This is a genomic window from Acinetobacter sp. UBA991, from assembly GCF_002292065.1.
GTDB lineage: Bacteria > Pseudomonadota > Gammaproteobacteria > Pseudomonadales > Moraxellaceae > Acinetobacter > Acinetobacter higginsii.
On sequence record NZ_DBBF01000024.1, the window covers coordinates 74,264 to 93,424 of the forward strand.

The following is a 19,161-nucleotide window of genomic DNA, read 5'->3' on the forward strand; positions in this document are numbered from 1 at the left end:
GGTGGCTATGCAAGAGCTGATCAAAGCCGAAATAACAATTGATGGTGTAATGCTATTAACCCTCAATCGTGCTGAAAAACGGAATGCTTTAAATAATGCGACTTTGCAATATTTATGCGAATTGCTCGAAGAGGCAGAACACAATGCCAGAGTCAAAGCCATTATTCTAACAGGCAATCAATATTGTTTTGCAGCAGGTGCTGATCTTGCTGAGTTAGCAGAAATGGATTCAGTGGCTTTACAACTCGATATCCGTCCAAAACTATGGCAGAAGATTGATGCGTTTAGTAAACCAATTATTGCAGCTGTGAATGGTTATGCCTTGGGTGCGGGATTTGAACTGGTTTTACACACAGATATCGTACTATGTGGTGAAAATGCCAAATTCGCCTTGCCAGAAATTGGTTTAGGCATGTTACCAGGTGCAGGCGGCACACAACGCTTAGCACGCTTAGTCGGGCAACAATTGACCATGCGCTGGGCGATGACAGGGGAGATGCTTTCGTCACAACAGGCAGAGCAACACGGTATTTGCAGCGAAGTGGTCCCTACAGCATTAACTGTGGAATATGCCATTCAATTAGCCAAGAAAATTGCTCAACAAGCACCCTTGGCGATTCGGGTAATTAAACAATCGATCAAAAGTATTCATGAAACAACACTGAGTCAGGGGTTAAAGCTTGAACGCCAGAATTTTGTTTGGTTGGCGGCAACAAATGATCGAAAAGAAGGAATTAACGCATTCTTTGAAAAAAGAAAGCCTGTATTTAGAGGTGAATGATGGACTATCAAAATATTATCGTAGAAGAAAAAAATGCGGTGGGTTATTTAACTTTTAATCGACCAAAGGCACTGAATAGTTTTAACGTGGATATGCACCGTGAAGTCGCTGAGGTCTTGGGCTTTTGGAGTAAAAACCAAGATATTCGTTGTGTCGTGATTAGTGGTGAAGGCCGCGGTTTCTGCGCAGGGCAAGATCTTGGCGATCGTGTGGTTGATCCAAATGCTGCTGCGCCTGATTTAGGTTACTCGATTGAAACCTACTATAACCCGCTGATCAAAATGATTGTCAATATGCCCAAGCCCGTGATCTGTGCGGTAAATGGTGTGGCAGCGGGTGCAGGTGCAAATATCGCTTTGGCTTGTGATTTGGTTGTCGCCGCGAAATCTGCCAATTTTGTACAAGCATTTTGTCGTTTAGGTCTGGTTCCAGACTCAGGTGGAACCTGGTTTCTGCCACGTGCAGTAGGTCAAGCCCGTGCAATGGGGCTAGCTTTGCTGGGAGATAAACTTCCTGCGGAAACCGCAAAAGAATGGGGCATGATTTGGGATGTTGCCGAAGATGCTGAGCTGAAATCAAAAGTCACTGAACTGGCAGAACGTTTAGCCAAACAGCCCACCTTTGGCCTGTCACTGATTAAAAAAGCCATCCACCAATCCAGTAATAACAGCTTTGATGAGCAGATGTTCTTGGAGCGAGATTTACAACGTATCGCAGGACGCTCAGAAGATTATCGTGAAGGGGTGCAAGCTTTCATGAATAAGCGTGAGCCTGACTTTCAGGGGCGCTAAGCATGATGAATCTAGATTTGTCTCATGCCAAAATTGCCGTGATTGGTTCTGGAACAATGGGGATCGGTATTGCTCAATTGGCGATGGTCAATGGTCATTCGACGGTTCTCTACGATCTCGATCGTGAAAAGACCAAACAGGCGGTTGATGGATTGCATCAGACCTTCGCGAAGTTGACAGAAAAAGGCAAGCTAACCTCTGAGCAGGCACAGCAAGCACTTTCACGTTTGACCATTGCTGATCAAATCGAAGCATTGGCAAGTGTCGATTTGGTGATAGAAGCGGTGGTTGAAAAGCTGGAAGTGAAACAATCTTTGTTTAAGCAGTTGGTGACGATTTGTAGCGAACATACTATTTTAGCCACCAATACCTCATCTATTTCAGTGACAGCAATCGCATCTGCTGTTCCACATCCTGAGCGAGTGGTTGGACTGCATTTCTTTAATCCTGCACCTGTGATGAAGTTGGTCGAAATTGTACAGGGTTTAAAAACAACGGAAGTTTTATGTCAGTCATTAAGAACGCTCATGCTGGCTTGGAACAAAATTCCTGTGTTAACCAAGTCAACGCCTGGATTTATTGTCAATCGTATTGCCCGTCCGTTTTATGCAGAAGCATTTCGCGCTTTGCAAGAACAGGTCACAACCTATGACCAGCTCGACTATGCCTTAAAGCAGTGCGGTGGTTTTGCGATGGGGCCGTGTGAGTTAACCGATTTAATTGGGCAAGATGTTAATTTCTCAGTCACTCAAAGTGTTTATGAAGCCTTCTTTTATGAACCGCGTTATCGCCCAAGCCTGATTCAGAAAGAATTGGTTGATGCTGGTACATGGGGACGTAAATCAAAGCAAGGCTTTTATCGCTATGATGAAAAAAATCAGTATGCGACTTTTCAGCCTCAGCTTATTACTGCGCCGTCTTTTCATGCTGATGTTCAAGTCAAAGGTACATGGGCGCAATGCCCGAATTTATTAGAACGTCTGGGCTTAAGTCGTGCTTTAGCAAGCAATGAAAATATCATCCAAATTGATGATGTTGATTTGCGTCTAAGTCATGGAGAATCTGTCAATATCGATTATCCAAATCGTAAAACGGTATTGATGGATTGGCATCATCATTTTGAACAGGCACAGGCGGTGGTTCTTAGCCATAACCATCTTTGCCAAGCGGATGATCTTGCAACTGTTGAGGATTTCTTTGCCCAATCCCAGATCAAGGTACTTTGGATCAGTGATCATCCAGCACTATTAACCTTGCGTACTATTGTTTTACTGATTAATGAAGCCTGTGAAGCAAGTCTGCATGGTGTTGCGAGTATGGAAGATATTGATAATGCCATGAAATATGGAGTGAACTATCCTAAAGGGCCGTATCAATGGATGATGCAATTGGGTGCTGAATACGTCTTGGCAACGCTAAACAATTTATATGCCATCTATGGCGAAGAAAAATATCGTGCAAGTCTTTATCTCAAACAATACGTGGCGAAGCAGCAGTGTATTCGCGGTGATTATTCAAAAGATTTAAAAGCCTTTGCATAGACAGGAGTCAACATGGAAGACGTTTTAATTTGCGATTTTATTCGTACCCCAATTGGTCGCTATGCAGGTGCATTAAGTTCAGTGCGTACTGATGATCTTGCTGCATTGCCGATTAAATATTTAAAAGAAAAGCATGCTGATTTACCTTGGCAAGAATTGGATGAAGTGTTTTTAGGCTGTGCCAATCAAGCGGGTGAAGATAACCGTAATGTGGCGCGTATGGCAACCTTATTGGCTGGTTTACCTGAAGCTGTTCCTGCAATGACAGTGAATCGTTTATGTGCATCTGGTTTAGATGCAGTCGGCTTGGCTGCACGTTCAATTAAATCGGGCGAGTCTCAATTTGTACTGGCAGGTGGCGTGGAGTCAATGAGCCGAGCGCCCTTTGTTCAAGCCAAGCCGACAGAAGCATTTGGACGCAGTCCGGAAATATTTGATACCACGATTGGCTGGCGTTTTATTAATAAAAAGATGAAAGCCGAATATGGTACCGACAGCATGCCGGAAACGGCTGAGAATGTGGCTGAGAAATACCAGATTAGCCGACAAGATCAGGATGAGTTTGCGATTCGTAGTCAACAAAAAGTGGCAGTGGCGCAACAAAATGGTTTTTTTACAGATGAAATCTTGCCCGTTGAACTGGTCGATCGTAAAAAGAACATCACCATTTTTAGCCAAGATGAGCATCCAAGAGCAGAGACTAGCCTAGAAGGCTTGGCAAAACTCAAAGCCCCATTCCGTAAAGAGGGTGGTTCAGTCACTGCGGGCAATGCTTCTGGTGTCAATGATGGTTCGGCCTGTGTGTTATTAACCAATCGTCAGTTTGCCGATAGCCACGGATTAAAACCTTTGGCACGTGTGGTCGCGATTGCAAGTGCAGGTGTTGAGCCAAAATATATGGGCATTGGGCCTGTGCCAGCAGTTCAGAAACTTTTAAAACAAACAGGTCTTCGCTTAGATCAAATGGATGTGATTGAGCTGAACGAGGCATTTGCAGCTCAGTCTTTGGCCTGTATGCGTGAGTTGGGTTTAAAAGATGATGATGCACGTGTTAATCCGAACGGTGGTGCGATTGCCCTTGGACATCCACTGGGTATGAGCGGAACTCGTTTGGTGATTACTGCCACCAGAGAATTAAAAAGACGTGGTGGTCAATATGCACTGTGCACCATGTGTGTTGGTGTCGGCCAAGGTGTGGCCCTTATTTTAGAAAATTTAAATTAATGTAGATGGTTCTCGTGTAATAACGACATAGGAGATACGGCAGTGGATAGCCTGATAACACAAGATGTAGAAAAAATGACGCTTGCGGAGTTACGAGCGCTACAAACCAAACGCTTAAAAGACACCTTGACATATGTTTATGCCAATAGCCCTGTCTATAAGAAAAAGTTTGACGATGCAGGTGTACATCCCGATGATTTCGTCAACTTGGATGATCTGGCCAAGTTCCCATTTACCACCAAACAGGATTTAAGAGATAACTATCCCTTTGGAATGTTTGCGGTGCCACAGGAGCAGATTGTTCGTTTACACGCCTCTTCAGGTACCACAGGGAAACCCACTGTCGTTGGCTATACCCAAAAAGATATCCATACTTGGTCGGATATCGTAGCACGTTGCCTGCGTATGGCAGGTCTAAGTGCCAAAGATATGATTCAGGTCGCCTATGGTTATGGTCTGTTCACAGGTGGTTTAGGCGCACATTATGGCGCTGAACGCTTAGGTGCAACCGTGATTCCAATGTCAGGTGGGCAGACGGAGAAACAGGTGCAACTGATTCAGGATTTTAAACCGACGGCAATTATGGTGACGCCATCATATTGTGTCAGCATTATTGAAAAACTGGAGCAGCAATTAGGCAGTGCCCGTAATACCTCGTTAAAAGTTGGGATTTTTGGTGCTGAGCCTTGGACCAACGAGTTACGCCGTGAAATCGAAGAACGTTTAAATATCAAAGCGCTGGATATTTATGGTTTATCGGAGATTATGGGGCCAGGGGTTGCGATGCAGTGTCTGGGCGAAGGTGAAGGCTTAACCATTTGGGAAGATCATTTTTATCCTGAGATCATCAATCCTGAAACAGGTGAAGTATGTAAAGATGGTGAATTGGGCGAACTGGTATTCACCACCATCACCAAAGAAGGTTTGCCGATTATCCGCTATCGTACCCGCGATTTAACCCGTTTATTGGCAGGTCAGAATCTTGCCATGCGCCGTATGGATAAAATTGTAGGGCGTAGTGACGACATGTTGATTATTCGCGGTGTCAATGTATTCCCGACACAGATCGAAGAACAGATTTTACAAGTGCCGAGTCTGGTACCGAATTATGAAATTCTGGTGGCAAAGAAAGGGCATATGGATACTTTGCATATCCGTACCGAAATGTGCCATAACTGTGACAAGCAGGCGCAGCAATTGGCTCAGCAGTTAATGCAGCGGATTAAAACCATGATTGGGATTTCTGTTACGGTGGAAGTGGTGAATGAATTGACCTTGCCACGTTCTGAGGGTAAAGCAAAACGCGTCATTGATATGCGTCAGATTGCTTAACATTATAATCATTCAGGGTATAGTATTCCCTATATCCTGAATCTAAATGCCAAGATAAAAGTATGAGTGTAAAGTTACAGCAAATTATTGATTCAATTATTCAGAATGAACCCTTAAGTGGTACCTCATTGATTTCGACTATTTTTGGCGATTCAGTGCTGCATCGAGGTGGAAATATCAGTCTTGCCAGCTTGATTCAGTTAATGGAGTTGTTTGATTTTAATGATCGTGCTGTACGAACTTCTGTTTTTCGTTTGGTTAAAAGTGATTGGCTTGGTTCAGATAAAATTGGCAGGACCAGTTTCTACCGCATTACCGATGCCAGTCGTTCCAAATATTTGCAGGCTGAGCAACGGATTTATAATGATCAGATGAAAGAGTGGGATCATTCTTGGGACCTGATTTTGATGTCGAGTTTGGATACAGACAATAAGGCATTTTTAAAGAAAGAACTGGAATGGTTGGGTTTTGCTAATATTTCTACCAATCTGATGGCTTATCCAGGTTCAAACCGCTTGCAGCTACAAAAGCTGTTGGTTGACTTAAATATGAGTGAACAGGTGGTGGTGTTTAAGGCTGAGACCTTACAGCTGTTTAATAACTCAACCGAAACGATTGGCCGTATGTTAGAAACCAATTGGCCGATTGATGAGTTACGTCAACGTTATCTGCAATTTCTGGATATGTTTCGAGAGATTGGCGTGATTTTGATGCAGGATGACGAAAATATTGAACCGATTCAAGCCTTCCAGATTCGGACCTTATTGATTCATTACTATCGTCGTATTTTACTGAAAGATCCTGCATTGCCCTTAGAACTATTATCGGCGGACTGGCCTGCAGTCAATGCCCGTACATTATCCATGAACATTTACAAAAAAGTCTTTGAAGCGGCTGATGACTATTTCTTATCGGTTGCGGCAACATCGGAAGGGCCAATGCCAAATGCAACTGCACATTTCTGGCGTCGTTTTGGTGGCTTAACCCAAAGTAATGAGAGATTGAGTCATGCCTTGCTATAGCATTGATGGGGTGATTCCTGTGGTTCACCCCCGTGCATTTGTTCATCCCACTGCGGTTTTAATTGGTGATGTGATTATTGAAGCTGGAGCTTATATTGGGCCATTTGCCTCATTGCGTGCGGACTTTGGCCGTATTCATATCAAAGCAAATGCCAATGTACAGGACAGTTGCATCATTCATGGCTTTCCGCAAAGCGTCACCCTTGTTGAAGAAATGGGACATATTGGTCATGCTGCGACTTTACATGGTTGCCGTATCGGTAAAAATGTGTTGATTGGTATGAATAGCGTCATTTTGGATTATGCCGAGATTGATGAAAATAGCATAATTGGCGCAAATAGTTTGGTCAAAACCAAAGATCAAATTCCTGCCAATGTACTGGCAATGGGGAGCCCAGCAAAAGTTGTGCGAGATTTAACAGAACAAGAACGCGCATGGAAAATAAAGGGCACTCAAGAATATATTGAGCTTGCACAGCGTTGTTTAAACAGTATGACAGAAGTCCTGCCTTTGATTGAAAATTCACATGATCGTAAGACCTATCAAGATTTTCAGTCTGATCACCAAATCAAGCCAACAACGGCCTAAATAGACCATTTGAGCTGATCAATTTCTTTTGAACATTTGCGATAACAAGACATCAAAAAGCAACAGTTTGTTTTTAAATATTAGTTGATGATGGAGTGTAAGTTTTTCTACTTCTTCGTCAGAAAAATACAGGCAAGTATTTGCCAGTACATTTTTGGATGTAAACCCGCCTAAAAGTGAATACTTTATTTAAGGAAATACAACGAGGTTAATGATGTCTATTTTAACAAAAGAAATTTGGGATCAAAAATTATTTCGTGGTACATGGCAATCTGCCAAAAACGGTTATCAAGTGGTTGAAGTTGCGACTGGTGAGTCCTTAGGGCAGATTGGATATGCAGATACATCCGATGTGGTCGATGCAGCTCAGCAAGCCAAGATTGCACAAAAGCAATGGTGGGCGCTTAGTTATCAAGAGCGTCAGGTGGTTTTTGAGCGCGCAGTTCAGATCCTAACGGAGCATCAGGCTGAAATTATCGAGTGGCTGGTGAAAGAAAGTGGTTCGCTACAATTAAAAGCAGGTTTTGAGATTAATATCTCAATACAGGTATTAAAGCATTGTATTGGATTACCAGCCGTTGATCAGGGCACATTATTGCCAACTACGGCAGGTAAATTGAGTTTAGCCAAGCGAGTGCCTTTAGGTGTAGTTGGTGTCATTTCGCCGTTTAATTTTCCATTATATCTTGCGTTGCGTGCGGTTGCACCAGCCTTAGCGCTTGGAAATGCGGTGGTACTAAAACCTGATGAACGCACTGCAGTCTGTAGCGGTTATGCAATTGCCCGTATTTTTGAATTGGCTGGTTTACCACAAGGATTATTACATGTACTGCCTGGTGGTGCTGAAGTGGGTGAGGCCCTGACCTTGGATAAAAATATTGCCAGTATCCAGTTTACTGGTTCAACCCATGTAGGTCGTATTGTGGGTGCCAATGCAGCTAAAACACTGAAAAAAGTATCACTTGAGTTAGGTGGCAAAAACTCACTGATTATTCTGGACGATGCCGATATTGAGCTTGCAGCAGAGAATATCGCGTGGGGTGCTTTTTTGCATTCGGGTCAAATTTGTATGACTTCTGGAAAAATCCTGATTCAGGAGAAGATTTATCCTCAAGTCAAACAATGTGTGCTTGAGAAAGTCAAAAATTTTGTGGTGGGTAATCCTTTGCAAAGTGATGTCACGATTGGCCCACTGATTAATGCCAAGCAATCGCAACGGGTTGAGCAGTTGGTTAAGGATGCGATTGCGCATGGAGCAAAACTAGAAGTGGGTGGACAAGCCAATGGTGTTTTCTTTGAGCCAACGGTTTTAGCTGATGTAACACAGGACAATCCGATTTTTACAGAAGAGATTTTCGGTCCTGTTGCCGTTCTGATTCCTTTTAGCACGGATGAACAGGCAGTTGAACTTGCAAATGATGGTGACTATGGGCTTTCAGCGGGGATTATTACTGCAAATGTTGGGCGCGGCATGCAGCTTGGCCAACAATTGAATGTAGGTTTATTGCATATCAATGATCAAACCGTAAATGATGAAACTGTGAATCCTTTTGGCGGCTTTGGTGCATCAGGCAATGCTACACGGATTGGTGGGCCTGCAAATGAGGATGAGTTTACCCAATGGCAATGGATGACCATTCAGGCGCAAGCACCACATTATCCATTTTAAGTAGGGTTAACAAATTCCTTGTGATTTGTCCCTAAAACTTTAGGGACAAATGCTGCTAAATCACATTACGCAGTTCATTGGCGGTGTTGCGTAGTAGCGGTAAAATCTGTTGCACTAAATAATCCTCTTGTACACGATTGGTCTGTGACATGCAGTTTACAGCGGCAATCGCTTTTCCTTGAGCATTGATCACAGGTACTGCAATTGCGATGACACCGAGTTCATGTTCTTCTTTAGAAAGGCAATAATCTGCTTGTGAAATACCTTTCAGCACCTCAAAGAACTTATTTTCATCCGTTATTGTAAAAGGGGTTAAACGTTTTAAACCAAACCTTTTAATCCAGTCGTGTTGAGCTGTCTCTGGTTGGGCAGCCAATAAGACTTTCCCTGTTGACGTTGCGTGTGCAGGTAGACGATTGCCTAAATGCATGCCATAAGGACTCACCCTTAGATTATCTTGTTGAGGCAGATAGCTACGGGCGATCGGTACCACTTCATTATCATCTAAGACCACCAATGAAAAGGTCAATGACGTTTGGGCAGATAAAAGATTAAGGAAGGATTGGGCAATTTTAGGTAGATGTGCTGAACTTAAATAAGAACTAGAAAAACGTAATACACGATGCGTGAGCCAGTAATAATGTTCATCTGTGTCTAAATAGCCTAAATATTTTAAAGTTTTAAGATAACGCCGTGCTGCTGTTCGGCTAATTCCAGTCCGTTCAGCCACTTGAGTGACATTTAAACGTTGTCGATCAACCCCAAAAGCTTCCAGTAAAGCTAAACCTTTTGCCAAACCTGCAATGTAGTCTTCCTGACGAATCTGTTCATGCGAATTGGGGTGCTCTATCACAGCATCAACCTTAACCATGCTTCCATTCCTGTTATTGTGATGTTTTGTCCGCTATCCGGACAAATAAAATGATAAACGGTTCTTTTCGACTTGGCTATATCGTGCACAAAACTTAAAAGCAGTAAGTTAAATGACAGGAGATCACAAGGAAGATGTCATGGAAATTTTAACAACGCAGGTTGCGATTATTGGTGCGGGTCCAGCTGGATTGCTACTTGGGCAGCTTTTATATCAAGCAGGTATTGAGCATATTATTATTGAACAACGTAGTGCAGATTATGTCGCTTCGCGAATACGTGCTGGCATCTTGGAACAAGTATCTGTTGATTTACTTAAGCAGGCAGGTGTTGACCAGCATCTAAACGAGAAAGGATTGCCGCATTCAGGCATTGAGATACTCACCAATGGACAGAAGCACCGCGTTGATTTATCTGCATTGACAGGTGGAAAGCAAGTCACGGTTTATGGTCAAACAGAAGTGACCAAAGATTTGATGATGGCACGTGAGGCCGCACAACTTAAATCATTTTATGAAGCACACAATGTACAGGTTAGCGATTTTTATCAGACACCTAAAGTGCAATTTGAACATCAAGGGCAGGTATTTAAAATTCACTGTGACTTTATTGCAGGCTGTGATGGCTATCATGGAATATGCCGAGCCAGTGTGCCTCAGGATAAAATCAAGACTTATGAAAAAGTGTATCCATTTGGCTGGTTAGGCGTGTTAGCCGATGTACCACCTGTAGCCGATGAATTGATTTACGTCCAATCAGAACGTGGTTTTGCTTTATGCAGTATGCGTTCAGAAACACGTAGCCGTTATTACTTGCAAGTGCCGCTTAATGATCGAGTTGAAGATTGGTCAGATGAGAGATTTTGGGAAGAGCTGAAATTGCGTTTAGATGCTGAAAGCCGAGAAAAGTTGGTAACAGGTTCATCGATCGAAAAAAGTATTGCACCGCTACGCAGTTTTGTGACTGAACCGATGCGCTTCGGCAAGCTGTTTTTAGCAGGTGATGCGGCACATATTGTCCCGCCAACGGGCGCAAAAGGATTGAATCTGGCAGCCTCAGATATTGCTTATCTCTCCAGGGCATTGATTGAATATTATGTCGAAGGTTCAGATCAGGGCATTCAGGAATATTCAGAAAAATGTTTACAACGGGTCTGGAAGGCCGAGCGTTTTTCTTGGTGGATGACGCATTTGTTGCATCGCTTTGAAACAGAAAGTGAGTTTGAACATAAGATTAAACAAGCCGAACTTAGCTATATTCTTGGCTCTACGGCGGGCAAGACGACTTTGGCAGAAAATTATGTCGGCTTGCCTTATGAAATAAAAAATAGTACTGAAGAAGTTCGTGCCTAAGTCGGTTCTGTAAAGCAAATAAAAAAGGCCTGTCTAATCAGTTAGACAGGCCTTTTAAATACAGCATAGGTAAGTTATTCAGCAAACTGCGGAATCATTTTCCGTACATTGGTTTTCGCATCAATCACGATCATAAAAGTATAAGCACCAATAAATTTACGGCTAATGAACATAAACTCTTTTGGTGGAACCGAGAAATAGCGTGAAGCCATCGATTGCCCAGCCTGTTGCATCACTCGATTATGCAATTGGCTCTTTTTCCAGTCATAACGGTCCTGATCATCCATAATACCAATTGGCATATCAGGATTGTTACTCGGGCAGCTAAATGCTTCTGTTGCAATCAGGAAAACATCTGCCATACCTGGTTTAACATTTTCAGGCATGGCATCAAAGAATTCATAACCTGTCATGGCTTTGACCATGGCATTCTTATCATGGTCATAACCCGCATGGATCAGATTGCGTGCAACCGTGAGCAAGTTATTGTCGAATTGTCGAATCGCACCAAAATCGAGTAGCACAATTTTATCTTTAACGTCATCACCATTGCCTAAACGAACCAAGTAATTACCAAAGTTCGGGTCGGTCTGCATTTCACCCCATTCAAATAGCTCACGTACCGCAATTTCTAAAGAAGCTTCGCCGAGTTGGTTGCGACGCTCTTGGGGCAGGGAAAGCATCACTGGACTATTGACTGGTACGCCACGCTCAAAGGTCATGCACAACACTTTTTCAGCGCAAAATTCCTCAATAATTTCAGGTACTACATAACGCGGATCATCTTTCAATCGCTCAGCAAAACGACGTGTGGTTGCCGCTTCAATGCCATAATCGACTTCACGATGCATCATTTCACGAACTTCATCGAACCACTGATCAAATTCACGGGTTTGAGGCACCATACGTGTTAGTTTCAGCATGTTTTTGAACAGATTCATGTCGGAATCAATGGCTTCAGCAACACCAGGATACTGGATTTTTAGGACCAGCTCTAAACCATCTGACTTACGTGTAGCACGATGTACTTGAGCAAGTGATGCTGTTCCAATTGGCTCATGATCAATAGTGAGATCATTTAATTTTGAGCCCAGTTGTTCTTGCAAATGTGTTTTGATTGCAGGCCAAGCCAGTGCAACTGTTTGGTTATTCAATGTGTTTAAGGCTTGTGTGATTTCTTCAGGTAAAAAATGTTCACCGTATAAAGCCATCATTTGTCCAATCTTAACAATTGAACCTTTTAATTTACCAATTTCAGAAACTAAATAGTGTGCCTGCTCAGCCATGGCCTTTTTTCGTTTCTTCTCTTTTTCTTCTTCGCTCGAGAATATAGAAGTGGCACTTGCTGTCGCCCAGCGTGTTCCAGCAAGTAGAGAAGCTTTTGCAATAGATAAGCGACGATCCACCGATGAGGTTTTTAGATTCTTAAGCTTATCGTTCTGATCTGACATGAAAGAAAAGTCCTATGCTGAAATCGGAGGGTTGAAAGCCGAGACTTGAATTGTAGCGGATATTACCGCTTTTGAACGTATTAAAATAGTTCAATCTCTTGAATTATCAGTCTAAATTTGTGCAATAGGGTATCTTCATAAAAATAGCCTAAGTAGAAATTTGCTATTTACTATACAAATGTTCTAAATTTTAAACTGAATCTTAAGTGAAGATTTCCTCATCAACGCAGCACGATTGCTGTGAATATGTTTCACTAGCATCTGTTTTACTTGACTGTGGTGAAACCCAACTGCATACGCTTTAACGATAATAATACTTGGCAGCGTAAAGAAAAAATACTTGGTGTCGTCTAAAGTCGCATCTTTGAAAACGCCTTCTTTAACAAGTATCTCTCTGAGAAATTGTTTTTCAGCTTGTACTGTGCTGGATGATTCATCATCCCAATAATTCTGACGCATCGCCATCAAATTATTATGCTTATAACTCATATAACCATTGAGCCTGTTTATTCCACCGTTAGCCAATATATGAGGTTGTTAGAGTATTTATCAAGAATAGATTTATATCAAAAATAGCCTAAGCAAATTTAAACCTTTATTTAAAAATGCTACACTTATCACACGACCAACATTAGACAAAAATACAGAATTGTTATGACACCTGCTTGTAAACTATTGGAAAAAAATAAAATACAATTTTCTATTCATGAATATGAACATGATGTGAATGCAAAAAGTTTCGGGTTAGAAGCTGCAGAAAAACTCAACTTAAAGGTGGAAGAAGTTTTTAAAACATTAATGGTGACCGATGAAAAGAATTATTTCATTGCAATCTTACCTGTGCACCATCAACTTAATCTAAAAAAAGTGGCGACAGCAGTAGGCTGTAAGAAACTACAAATGGCGAATCCTAAAGATGCGGAGCGCTTAACAGGTTATCTTGTGGGGGGGATTAGTCCATTGGGGCAGAAGAAGCGACTAAAGACGGTTATTGATGCAACGGCGCAAACATTCAATAAAATTTATGTCAGTGGTGGGAAACGGGGACTGGATATTGGTCTTAATCCACAGGACCTCGCAAAATTACTGAGTGCTGAATTTTTTGATGTTTTAGACTAGAAAAATAATTTTTACAGACAATGTTTTTTATAAATTATTGTTATATCTATTTTTTTTAAGAATCTACAAAAGCAATTAGCAATTAAAAAGTTATCATTTTATTTAATGAGAATTATTATTATCTTTTTGTATCTTTATTAAGCTAAATTAATATTTAAAACAAATTAATTCAATAAATTAGATCGCATTTTTCAGGTTCTTTTATGGAATTGAAATAGTAAATGATAATAATTATCATTAGTTCTATCTTAATCGCAAACTCCCTTGTGCTTAAGATGTGTTTCAGGCCTAAAACATTTCGAAAAACAAATTAACTCTCTTGAAAGAGGATACCGTCAGATGCAATCACTTGCCAATCGGTTGGCGATGCAACATTTCGTCAATGCATATACGCAAGAAACTGGCAAAGGTCACTTGCTAGATAACAGTCAGCAAAGTCCACAACAACAAGCGTTTAGCCAAGGTTTGACGCTGTTATCAATCCCTATCCATTCTATTCAAGCGCAATGTAATTTCCCTTTATCTTATGTCAGTCGAGTCGGGCGACATCGTTTAGCAGATCTTCCACAAATTATTATCCATGGACAAGTCAAACCATTTAGTACTGTTGCAATTGTCGGGCTATTGCTTGAGGAATTGGTTTTTGAGTCCTCTATTCCATTAGATGCAGCTTCTTTGCTGGAGAAGTGGATTCAGAGTCGTGATGCATTACAACAGTTTTTAGCGCAGCGCGAAGCTGATTTCGACGACTTGGTAAAAGCAGGCCAGAATTTTATTGAAACCGAACAGGCACTGATTCTAGGGCATAGCATGCATCCAGCGCCGAAAAGTAGAACAGGTTTTGTACATGAAGACTGGTTAAAGTTTTCACCTGAACATAAAGGCAAGACGCAACTACATTATTGGCTGGTTCATCAGGACTATATCTCAGAAGGCAGCGCTACGGATGAAAGTATTTCAGCTCAATTAAAAACAGCGTTACAGTGGTATTTGTCTGAAAATGATCTCAATCTGCTCAAGACCCACACAGCATATAAATTACTCCCATTACATCCTTGGCAAGCCCGCTATTTGCAAAGTAAGCCTTGGTTTGAACGTTTAAAACAAACGGGACAGTTAATTGATGTTGGCTTACGAGGCTGGCAATTTTCTCCAACCACTTCGATCCGAACACTTGCGAGTTTTAATGCGCCGTGGATGGTAAAACCATCGCTTTCGGTGATGATTACCAACTCTATTCGAGTCAATTTAGCGAAAGAATGCCACCGTGGTGAACTCACTCATCGTCTATGGCACAGTGAATTTGGTCAGAATATTTTAAAGCATTGCCCAAGCTTAAAAGCAGTGAATGATCCAGCATGGATTGCTTTGAAAATTGATGATGAGGTGGTGAACGAAAGTATCTGTATTTTCCGCGATCAGCCATTCCATCCTCAACAGCAAGTCACTTGTATTGCATCCTTATGTCAGGATCATCCAAATAAACCTCTAAATCGTTTTAATGCTTTATTCGCAAAAATTGCAAAAGCACATCATGAAACCGATTTCTCAGAAATTGCTTTGGATTGGTTTAATCGTTTTCTCGAAGTCAGTTTGCAACCGTTGATGTATGTCTATCATCGCCATGGTATGGCATTTGAATCGCATCAGCAAAATGTGCTGTTGGAACTAGAGAATCATTTCCCAAAAAGCTTATGGCTACGTGATAACCAAGGTTTTTATTATATCGAAGAGTTCGCCACTGAAATTCTGCAAGCGCTGCCTGAGCTGAAAGAAAAAGCGTTTGCCGTCGGGCCTAAAGATTTCGTGGATGACCGTTTTAGTTATTATTTCTTTGGCAATACCTTGTTCGGCATTATCAATGCGATTGGTGCAACAGGCTATATTACTGAGGATGAATTACTTGGGCATCTAACAAGTTTCTTGCAGGAACAATTGCAGCAATATCCAGACAGTACTTTATTACAGGGATTATTGTTCAATGCAACCTTGCCTTATAAAGGTAATTTGCTCACACGTTTACATGAATTAGATGAGTTGATTGCGCCTGTCGAGAACCAATCTGTCTATGTCGAACTGCCAAATCCGCTGCGTATTTCACAGAAGGATGTCAGTTATGCTTGATTTTATTGGAATTGGTCTAGGGCCATTTAATCTGAGTCTGGCCAGCCTACTGCATAATAAAAGCACACTGAACTATGCAATTTTTGAGCAGAAAGCCCAGTTTGACTGGCATGCAGGAATGCAGTTACCCAATACGGTATTGCAAGTGCCGTTCATGGCGGATCTGGTCTCAATGGTTGATCCAACCAGCCCATTTAGCTTTTTGAATTATCTGCGCCATCAGCAACGTTTATATAAATTTTACTTTTTAGAACAACCGCATATTCCACGTTGTGAGTATAACCATTACTGTCAATGGGTTGCAGAACAACTTGATTGTATCGAATATCAATCTCGTGTTTTGAAGATCGAACCTCAAACCATTGGCTTTAAAGTTGTGGTGGAATCGGAGGGTGTTCAGCACAGTTATTTATGCCGTCATCTGGTTATCGGAAGCGGTAATGTGCCTTACTTGCCTGAATGCTTGGCCAAAGTGCAGCAACAGCAACCACAAAAATGTCTGCATTCTGCACAATATATGACGCATGCCGATACAGATTTACACGGCGATGTTGTGGTACTTGGTTCAGGACAATCCGCAGCCGAAGTCTTTATTGATCTGTTTGATGAGCAGCAAGATACAGCCAATCATCAGTTCGACCTACACTGGTTTACTCGTTCTCAGGGCTTCTTTCCAATGGAATATGCACCATTGGGGCTGGAACATTTTAGCCCAGACTATGCACAGCATTTTTATGCTTTGCCAGCTGAAAAGAAAGAGCAACAATTGCAGCAGCAGTCTTTGTTATACAAGGGCATTAGTGCAAAGACCATCCGTGAAATCTATCAAAAACTTTATCACCGTAGCATTGCGGGTCAAAGTTTGCAGACACATTTACATAGCCAATGTGATTTGAAAGATGCAGAAGTCTTAGATACGCAAAAAATTCGACTGCATTTCCAACATCGTGCCACGACACAGGCTTTCCATTTAGATTGTGATTTCCTGGTTGCTGCAACAGGTTACTTTACCCCTGATTTTGGTTTTATGCAGTTGCTGAAACCTTATATTGAATTTGATCATAAACAGCGTTGGCAAATCACTGAAGACTATCGTGTTGTACATCATCTAAATGGTCATATTTTTGTCCAGAATCAGGAAATGCATAGCCATGGGGTCGGTACACCAGACTTAGGGCTTGGCGCTTACCGTGCAGCGACGATTATTAACCAGTTGCTTGGTGAGTCGCTTTATGAACTCGATCAGCAGGCGCAGACCTTCCAGCATTTTGAGCTCAATCAGAATCCTAAAATCCAAATGGCAGATGACCAAGCACTTTCAGTCGAGGGTGTTTCTGAAAAAGCTGTGAGCCAAAACCAGTCTATTTTAAAGAAAACAGAACAGAGCACGATTACAACGCATGCAGGTAGTCGTTGTGCAAATACACGTACACAAACTGTGTCTGTACATTCAACTTATGAGAAATTGATATGAACTTTGCAACTTTAAAAATTAATCAGCAGCAATGGCGTGCCGCTGGACAGCGTCTCATTGAAATGGCGATTGCAGAGTTTCTATATGAAGAAATTATTGAAGTTAAAGCCTTATCAACAGGACGTTATCAGTTGGATTTAGGCAATCGTCATTATGAATTCCAAGGCCACCCATATTTGCTTGGACACTGGAATATTCAGGAAGGCTCAGTACGTGATGTAAGCAACGGTCAGCACAGTGATCAGCCTGCTTGGAATTTACATGAGTTTATTGTCGCAATGTCTGACAAGGCAAACGTAAAGCCTTTCACCAAAGCGTATTTGATTAAGGAAATGAATAATACTTGGTTGGCAGAAGCGCATTTATTTAATGAAGCGCGTTTACCAAGCACAGCCGTGCTGACTGAACCGCACTATAAAGTTGAAGGCATGCTACGTGGTCACCCTTGGTTGATTATGAGCAAAGGCCGCATGGGCTTTGGTTATGACGATTATTTAAGTGCTGCACCAGAGCTATCACCAGAAGTCAAAGTATTATGGTTGGCCGTACATCGTGATTTGGCTGAGTTCCGTAGTACAAAGCAGTGGGATGCTTGTGGTTTATATCAACATGAATTTGATGCTAATGAGCTGCAACAGTTCATCCAAATTTTGAAAGAAAAGAATTTAGATCCGCAAAATTACTTTTTGATTCCTGTACATGCTTGGCAATGGCATCAATGGCTGGTTCCAACTTATGCCAATGAAATTGTTGACCAAAAAATTATTGAGCTGAACATTAGCCAAGACAGCTATGTGCCAATGCAGTCTATTCGGACATTATGCAACACATCAAACCTACAACGTCATTACATTAAACTGCCTGTTAGTATTTTCAATACCGCTGTTTATCGTGGACTCCCATCAAAACGTAATCTTGCAGCCCCAGCTGTAACCGCGTGGTTAAAGCAAATCCATCAGCAAGATCAAGACTTACAAAAAACTGGCGTGATTTTCTTGGGTGAAGTGGCGAGCTTAACCATTCACCAACCTTGTTTTGACCGAATTGAAGGTGCACCTTATCAATTTAAAGAATTGTTTGGTTGCTTGTGGCGTGAAAGTGTCGATCGCTATGTTGATCCATCACAACAAGTGCTTTCTCAAGCAGCACTATTACACCGAGATATTTCAGGTCAATCGATCCTAAGTGTACTGATTCAAGCGTCTGGTTTGAGTCCTCTGGCTTGGTTAGCACAATTTGCTCAAGTCTGCCTCAGTCCGTTACTGCTTTGCCTGTATCGCTACGGCTTGGCTTTTTCACCGCATGGCGAAAATACCATGTTGGTACATGAAAATGGTGTGCCAAAAGCCTTGGTATTAAAAGACTTCATTGATGACATCAATTTAGTGGATGAAGATTTCCCTGAATTGGCTCAATTGCCATCTGAAGGCGGTTTGTTATTACGTCATGAAGCAACAGATTTAAGTCATTTCATTTTCACTGGGCTGTTCATGGTGCATTACCGTTATATCTGTAATGTGTTCTTACAAGATTATCCAGAATATTCAGAACTCGATTTCTGGCAGACCATTTCCAACACCATTGTTGCGTTTAACCAACAACATCCAGAACTGGCTGAACGAGCTGAAAAATTTGCCATGCTGCGCCCAACGTACACCAAAATTTGTTTAAACCGTGTTCGTTTATTTACCACCAGTTATAACGATGAAGCAGAGCGTCCTGTGCCTGTTTTCCTTGATCCAATTGCAAATCCCGTGAGCCCTGAAACATTGGCTGAATGGTCAGCTCAACAAGCTGAATCTAAAGCGGGTTAAGTCTTTTT

Annotated in this window: 16 protein-coding genes; 13 read left to right on the top strand and 3 right to left on the bottom strand. The window is 41.8% G+C overall.

Annotated elements, in window-relative coordinates:
* The first annotated feature begins 7 nt into the window (after nucleotides 1-7).
* The 8 genes from B2727_RS09955 to B2727_RS09990 all read left to right on the top strand — a co-directional run bounded on the left by B2727_RS09955 (nucleotide 8) and on the right by B2727_RS09990 (nucleotide 8,949).
* Nucleotides 8-781, top strand: a complete 774-nt coding sequence (locus B2727_RS09955; protein ID WP_033133074.1) for an enoyl-CoA hydratase-related protein — start codon at nucleotides 8-10, stop codon at nucleotides 779-781.
* Nucleotides 781-1,572, top strand: coding sequence for a 2-(1,2-epoxy-1,2-dihydrophenyl)acetyl-CoA isomerase PaaG (gene paaG, locus B2727_RS09960; RefSeq protein WP_005212165.1), 792 nt, complete (start codon nucleotides 781-783; stop codon nucleotides 1,570-1,572). The genes B2727_RS09955 and paaG overlap by 1 nt, the downstream gene beginning before the upstream one ends.
* 2 nt (nucleotides 1,573-1,574) lie before the next feature.
* Nucleotides 1,575-3,113: a 3-hydroxyacyl-CoA dehydrogenase gene (locus B2727_RS09965; protein ID WP_033133075.1), complete on the top strand. Its 1,539-nt coding sequence runs from the start codon at nucleotides 1,575-1,577 to the stop codon at nucleotides 3,111-3,113.
* Nucleotides 3,114-3,125: 12 nt separating this feature from the next.
* The gene (pcaF, locus tag B2727_RS09970; RefSeq protein ID WP_016163594.1) at nucleotides 3,126-4,337 is read left to right on the top strand and encodes a 3-oxoadipyl-CoA thiolase; all 1,212 of its coding nucleotides are present in this window, start codon (nucleotides 3,126-3,128) and stop codon (nucleotides 4,335-4,337) included.
* A 42-nt stretch (nucleotides 4,338-4,379) separates the two neighbouring features.
* Nucleotides 4,380-5,669 (top strand): phenylacetate--CoA ligase PaaK, encoded by a 1,290-nt coding sequence (gene paaK, locus B2727_RS09975; RefSeq protein WP_033133076.1) that lies wholly within the window; start codon nucleotides 4,380-4,382, stop codon nucleotides 5,667-5,669.
* A gap of 62 nt (nucleotides 5,670-5,731) precedes the next feature.
* The gene (locus B2727_RS09980) at nucleotides 5,732-6,691 is read left to right on the top strand and encodes a PaaX family transcriptional regulator C-terminal domain-containing protein (RefSeq protein WP_033133077.1); all 960 of its coding nucleotides are present in this window, start codon (nucleotides 5,732-5,734) and stop codon (nucleotides 6,689-6,691) included.
* Nucleotides 6,678-7,280, top strand: a complete 603-nt coding sequence (locus B2727_RS09985; RefSeq protein ID WP_033133078.1) for a carbonic anhydrase — start codon at nucleotides 6,678-6,680, stop codon at nucleotides 7,278-7,280. Before B2727_RS09980 ends, B2727_RS09985 begins: the two co-directional genes overlap by 14 nt.
* A 214-nt stretch (nucleotides 7,281-7,494) precedes the next feature.
* Nucleotides 7,495-8,949, top strand: a complete 1,455-nt coding sequence (locus tag B2727_RS09990; protein WP_033133111.1) for a benzaldehyde dehydrogenase — start codon at nucleotides 7,495-7,497, stop codon at nucleotides 8,947-8,949.
* A gap of 55 nt (nucleotides 8,950-9,004) precedes the next feature.
* On the opposite strand, the gene pobR is transcribed toward B2727_RS09990, so the two are convergent.
* Nucleotides 9,005-9,820, bottom strand: a complete 816-nt coding sequence (gene pobR, locus B2727_RS09995; RefSeq protein ID WP_033133079.1) for an IclR family transcriptional regulator PobR — start codon at nucleotides 9,818-9,820, stop codon at nucleotides 9,005-9,007.
* A 139-nt stretch (nucleotides 9,821-9,959) separates the two neighbouring features.
* On the opposite strand from pobR, the gene pobA reads away from it, so the two are divergent.
* Complete coding sequence (gene pobA / locus B2727_RS10000) at nucleotides 9,960-11,171, top strand: 4-hydroxybenzoate 3-monooxygenase (RefSeq protein WP_033133080.1); 1,212 nt, start codon at nucleotides 9,960-9,962, stop codon at nucleotides 11,169-11,171.
* Nucleotides 11,172-11,245: 74 nt separating this feature from the next.
* On the opposite strand, the gene B2727_RS10005 is transcribed toward pobA, so the two are convergent.
* Nucleotides 11,246-12,622, bottom strand: a complete 1,377-nt coding sequence (locus B2727_RS10005) for an ABC1 kinase family protein (protein WP_033133081.1) — start codon at nucleotides 12,620-12,622, stop codon at nucleotides 11,246-11,248.
* 183 nt (nucleotides 12,623-12,805) lie between these two features.
* Complete coding sequence (locus B2727_RS10010; RefSeq protein WP_004807329.1) at nucleotides 12,806-13,111, bottom strand: hypothetical protein; 306 nt, start codon at nucleotides 13,109-13,111, stop codon at nucleotides 12,806-12,808.
* Between the two features lie 165 nt (nucleotides 13,112-13,276).
* Here B2727_RS10010 and ybaK point away from each other — a divergent pair, with 165 nt between their 5' ends.
* The 4 genes from ybaK to B2727_RS10030 all read left to right on the top strand — a co-directional run bounded on the left by ybaK (nucleotide 13,277) and on the right by B2727_RS10030 (nucleotide 19,153).
* On the top strand, nucleotides 13,277-13,741 hold the full coding sequence (gene ybaK, locus B2727_RS10015) for a Cys-tRNA(Pro) deacylase (protein ID WP_005315694.1): 465 nt from the start codon (nucleotides 13,277-13,279) through the stop codon (nucleotides 13,739-13,741).
* Nucleotides 13,742-14,080: 339 nt separating this feature from the next.
* Nucleotides 14,081-15,865, top strand: coding sequence for an IucA/IucC family protein (locus B2727_RS10020; RefSeq protein WP_033133082.1), 1,785 nt, complete (start codon nucleotides 14,081-14,083; stop codon nucleotides 15,863-15,865).
* Nucleotides 15,858-17,339, top strand: a complete 1,482-nt coding sequence (locus tag B2727_RS10025; RefSeq protein WP_033133083.1) for a lysine N(6)-hydroxylase/L-ornithine N(5)-oxygenase family protein — start codon at nucleotides 15,858-15,860, stop codon at nucleotides 17,337-17,339. The genes B2727_RS10020 and B2727_RS10025 overlap by 8 nt, the downstream gene beginning before the upstream one ends.
* Complete coding sequence (locus B2727_RS10030; protein WP_005315685.1) at nucleotides 17,336-19,153, top strand: IucA/IucC family protein; 1,818 nt, start codon at nucleotides 17,336-17,338, stop codon at nucleotides 19,151-19,153. Before B2727_RS10025 ends, B2727_RS10030 begins: the two co-directional genes overlap by 4 nt.
* Nucleotides 19,154-19,161: the final 8 nt, after the last annotated feature.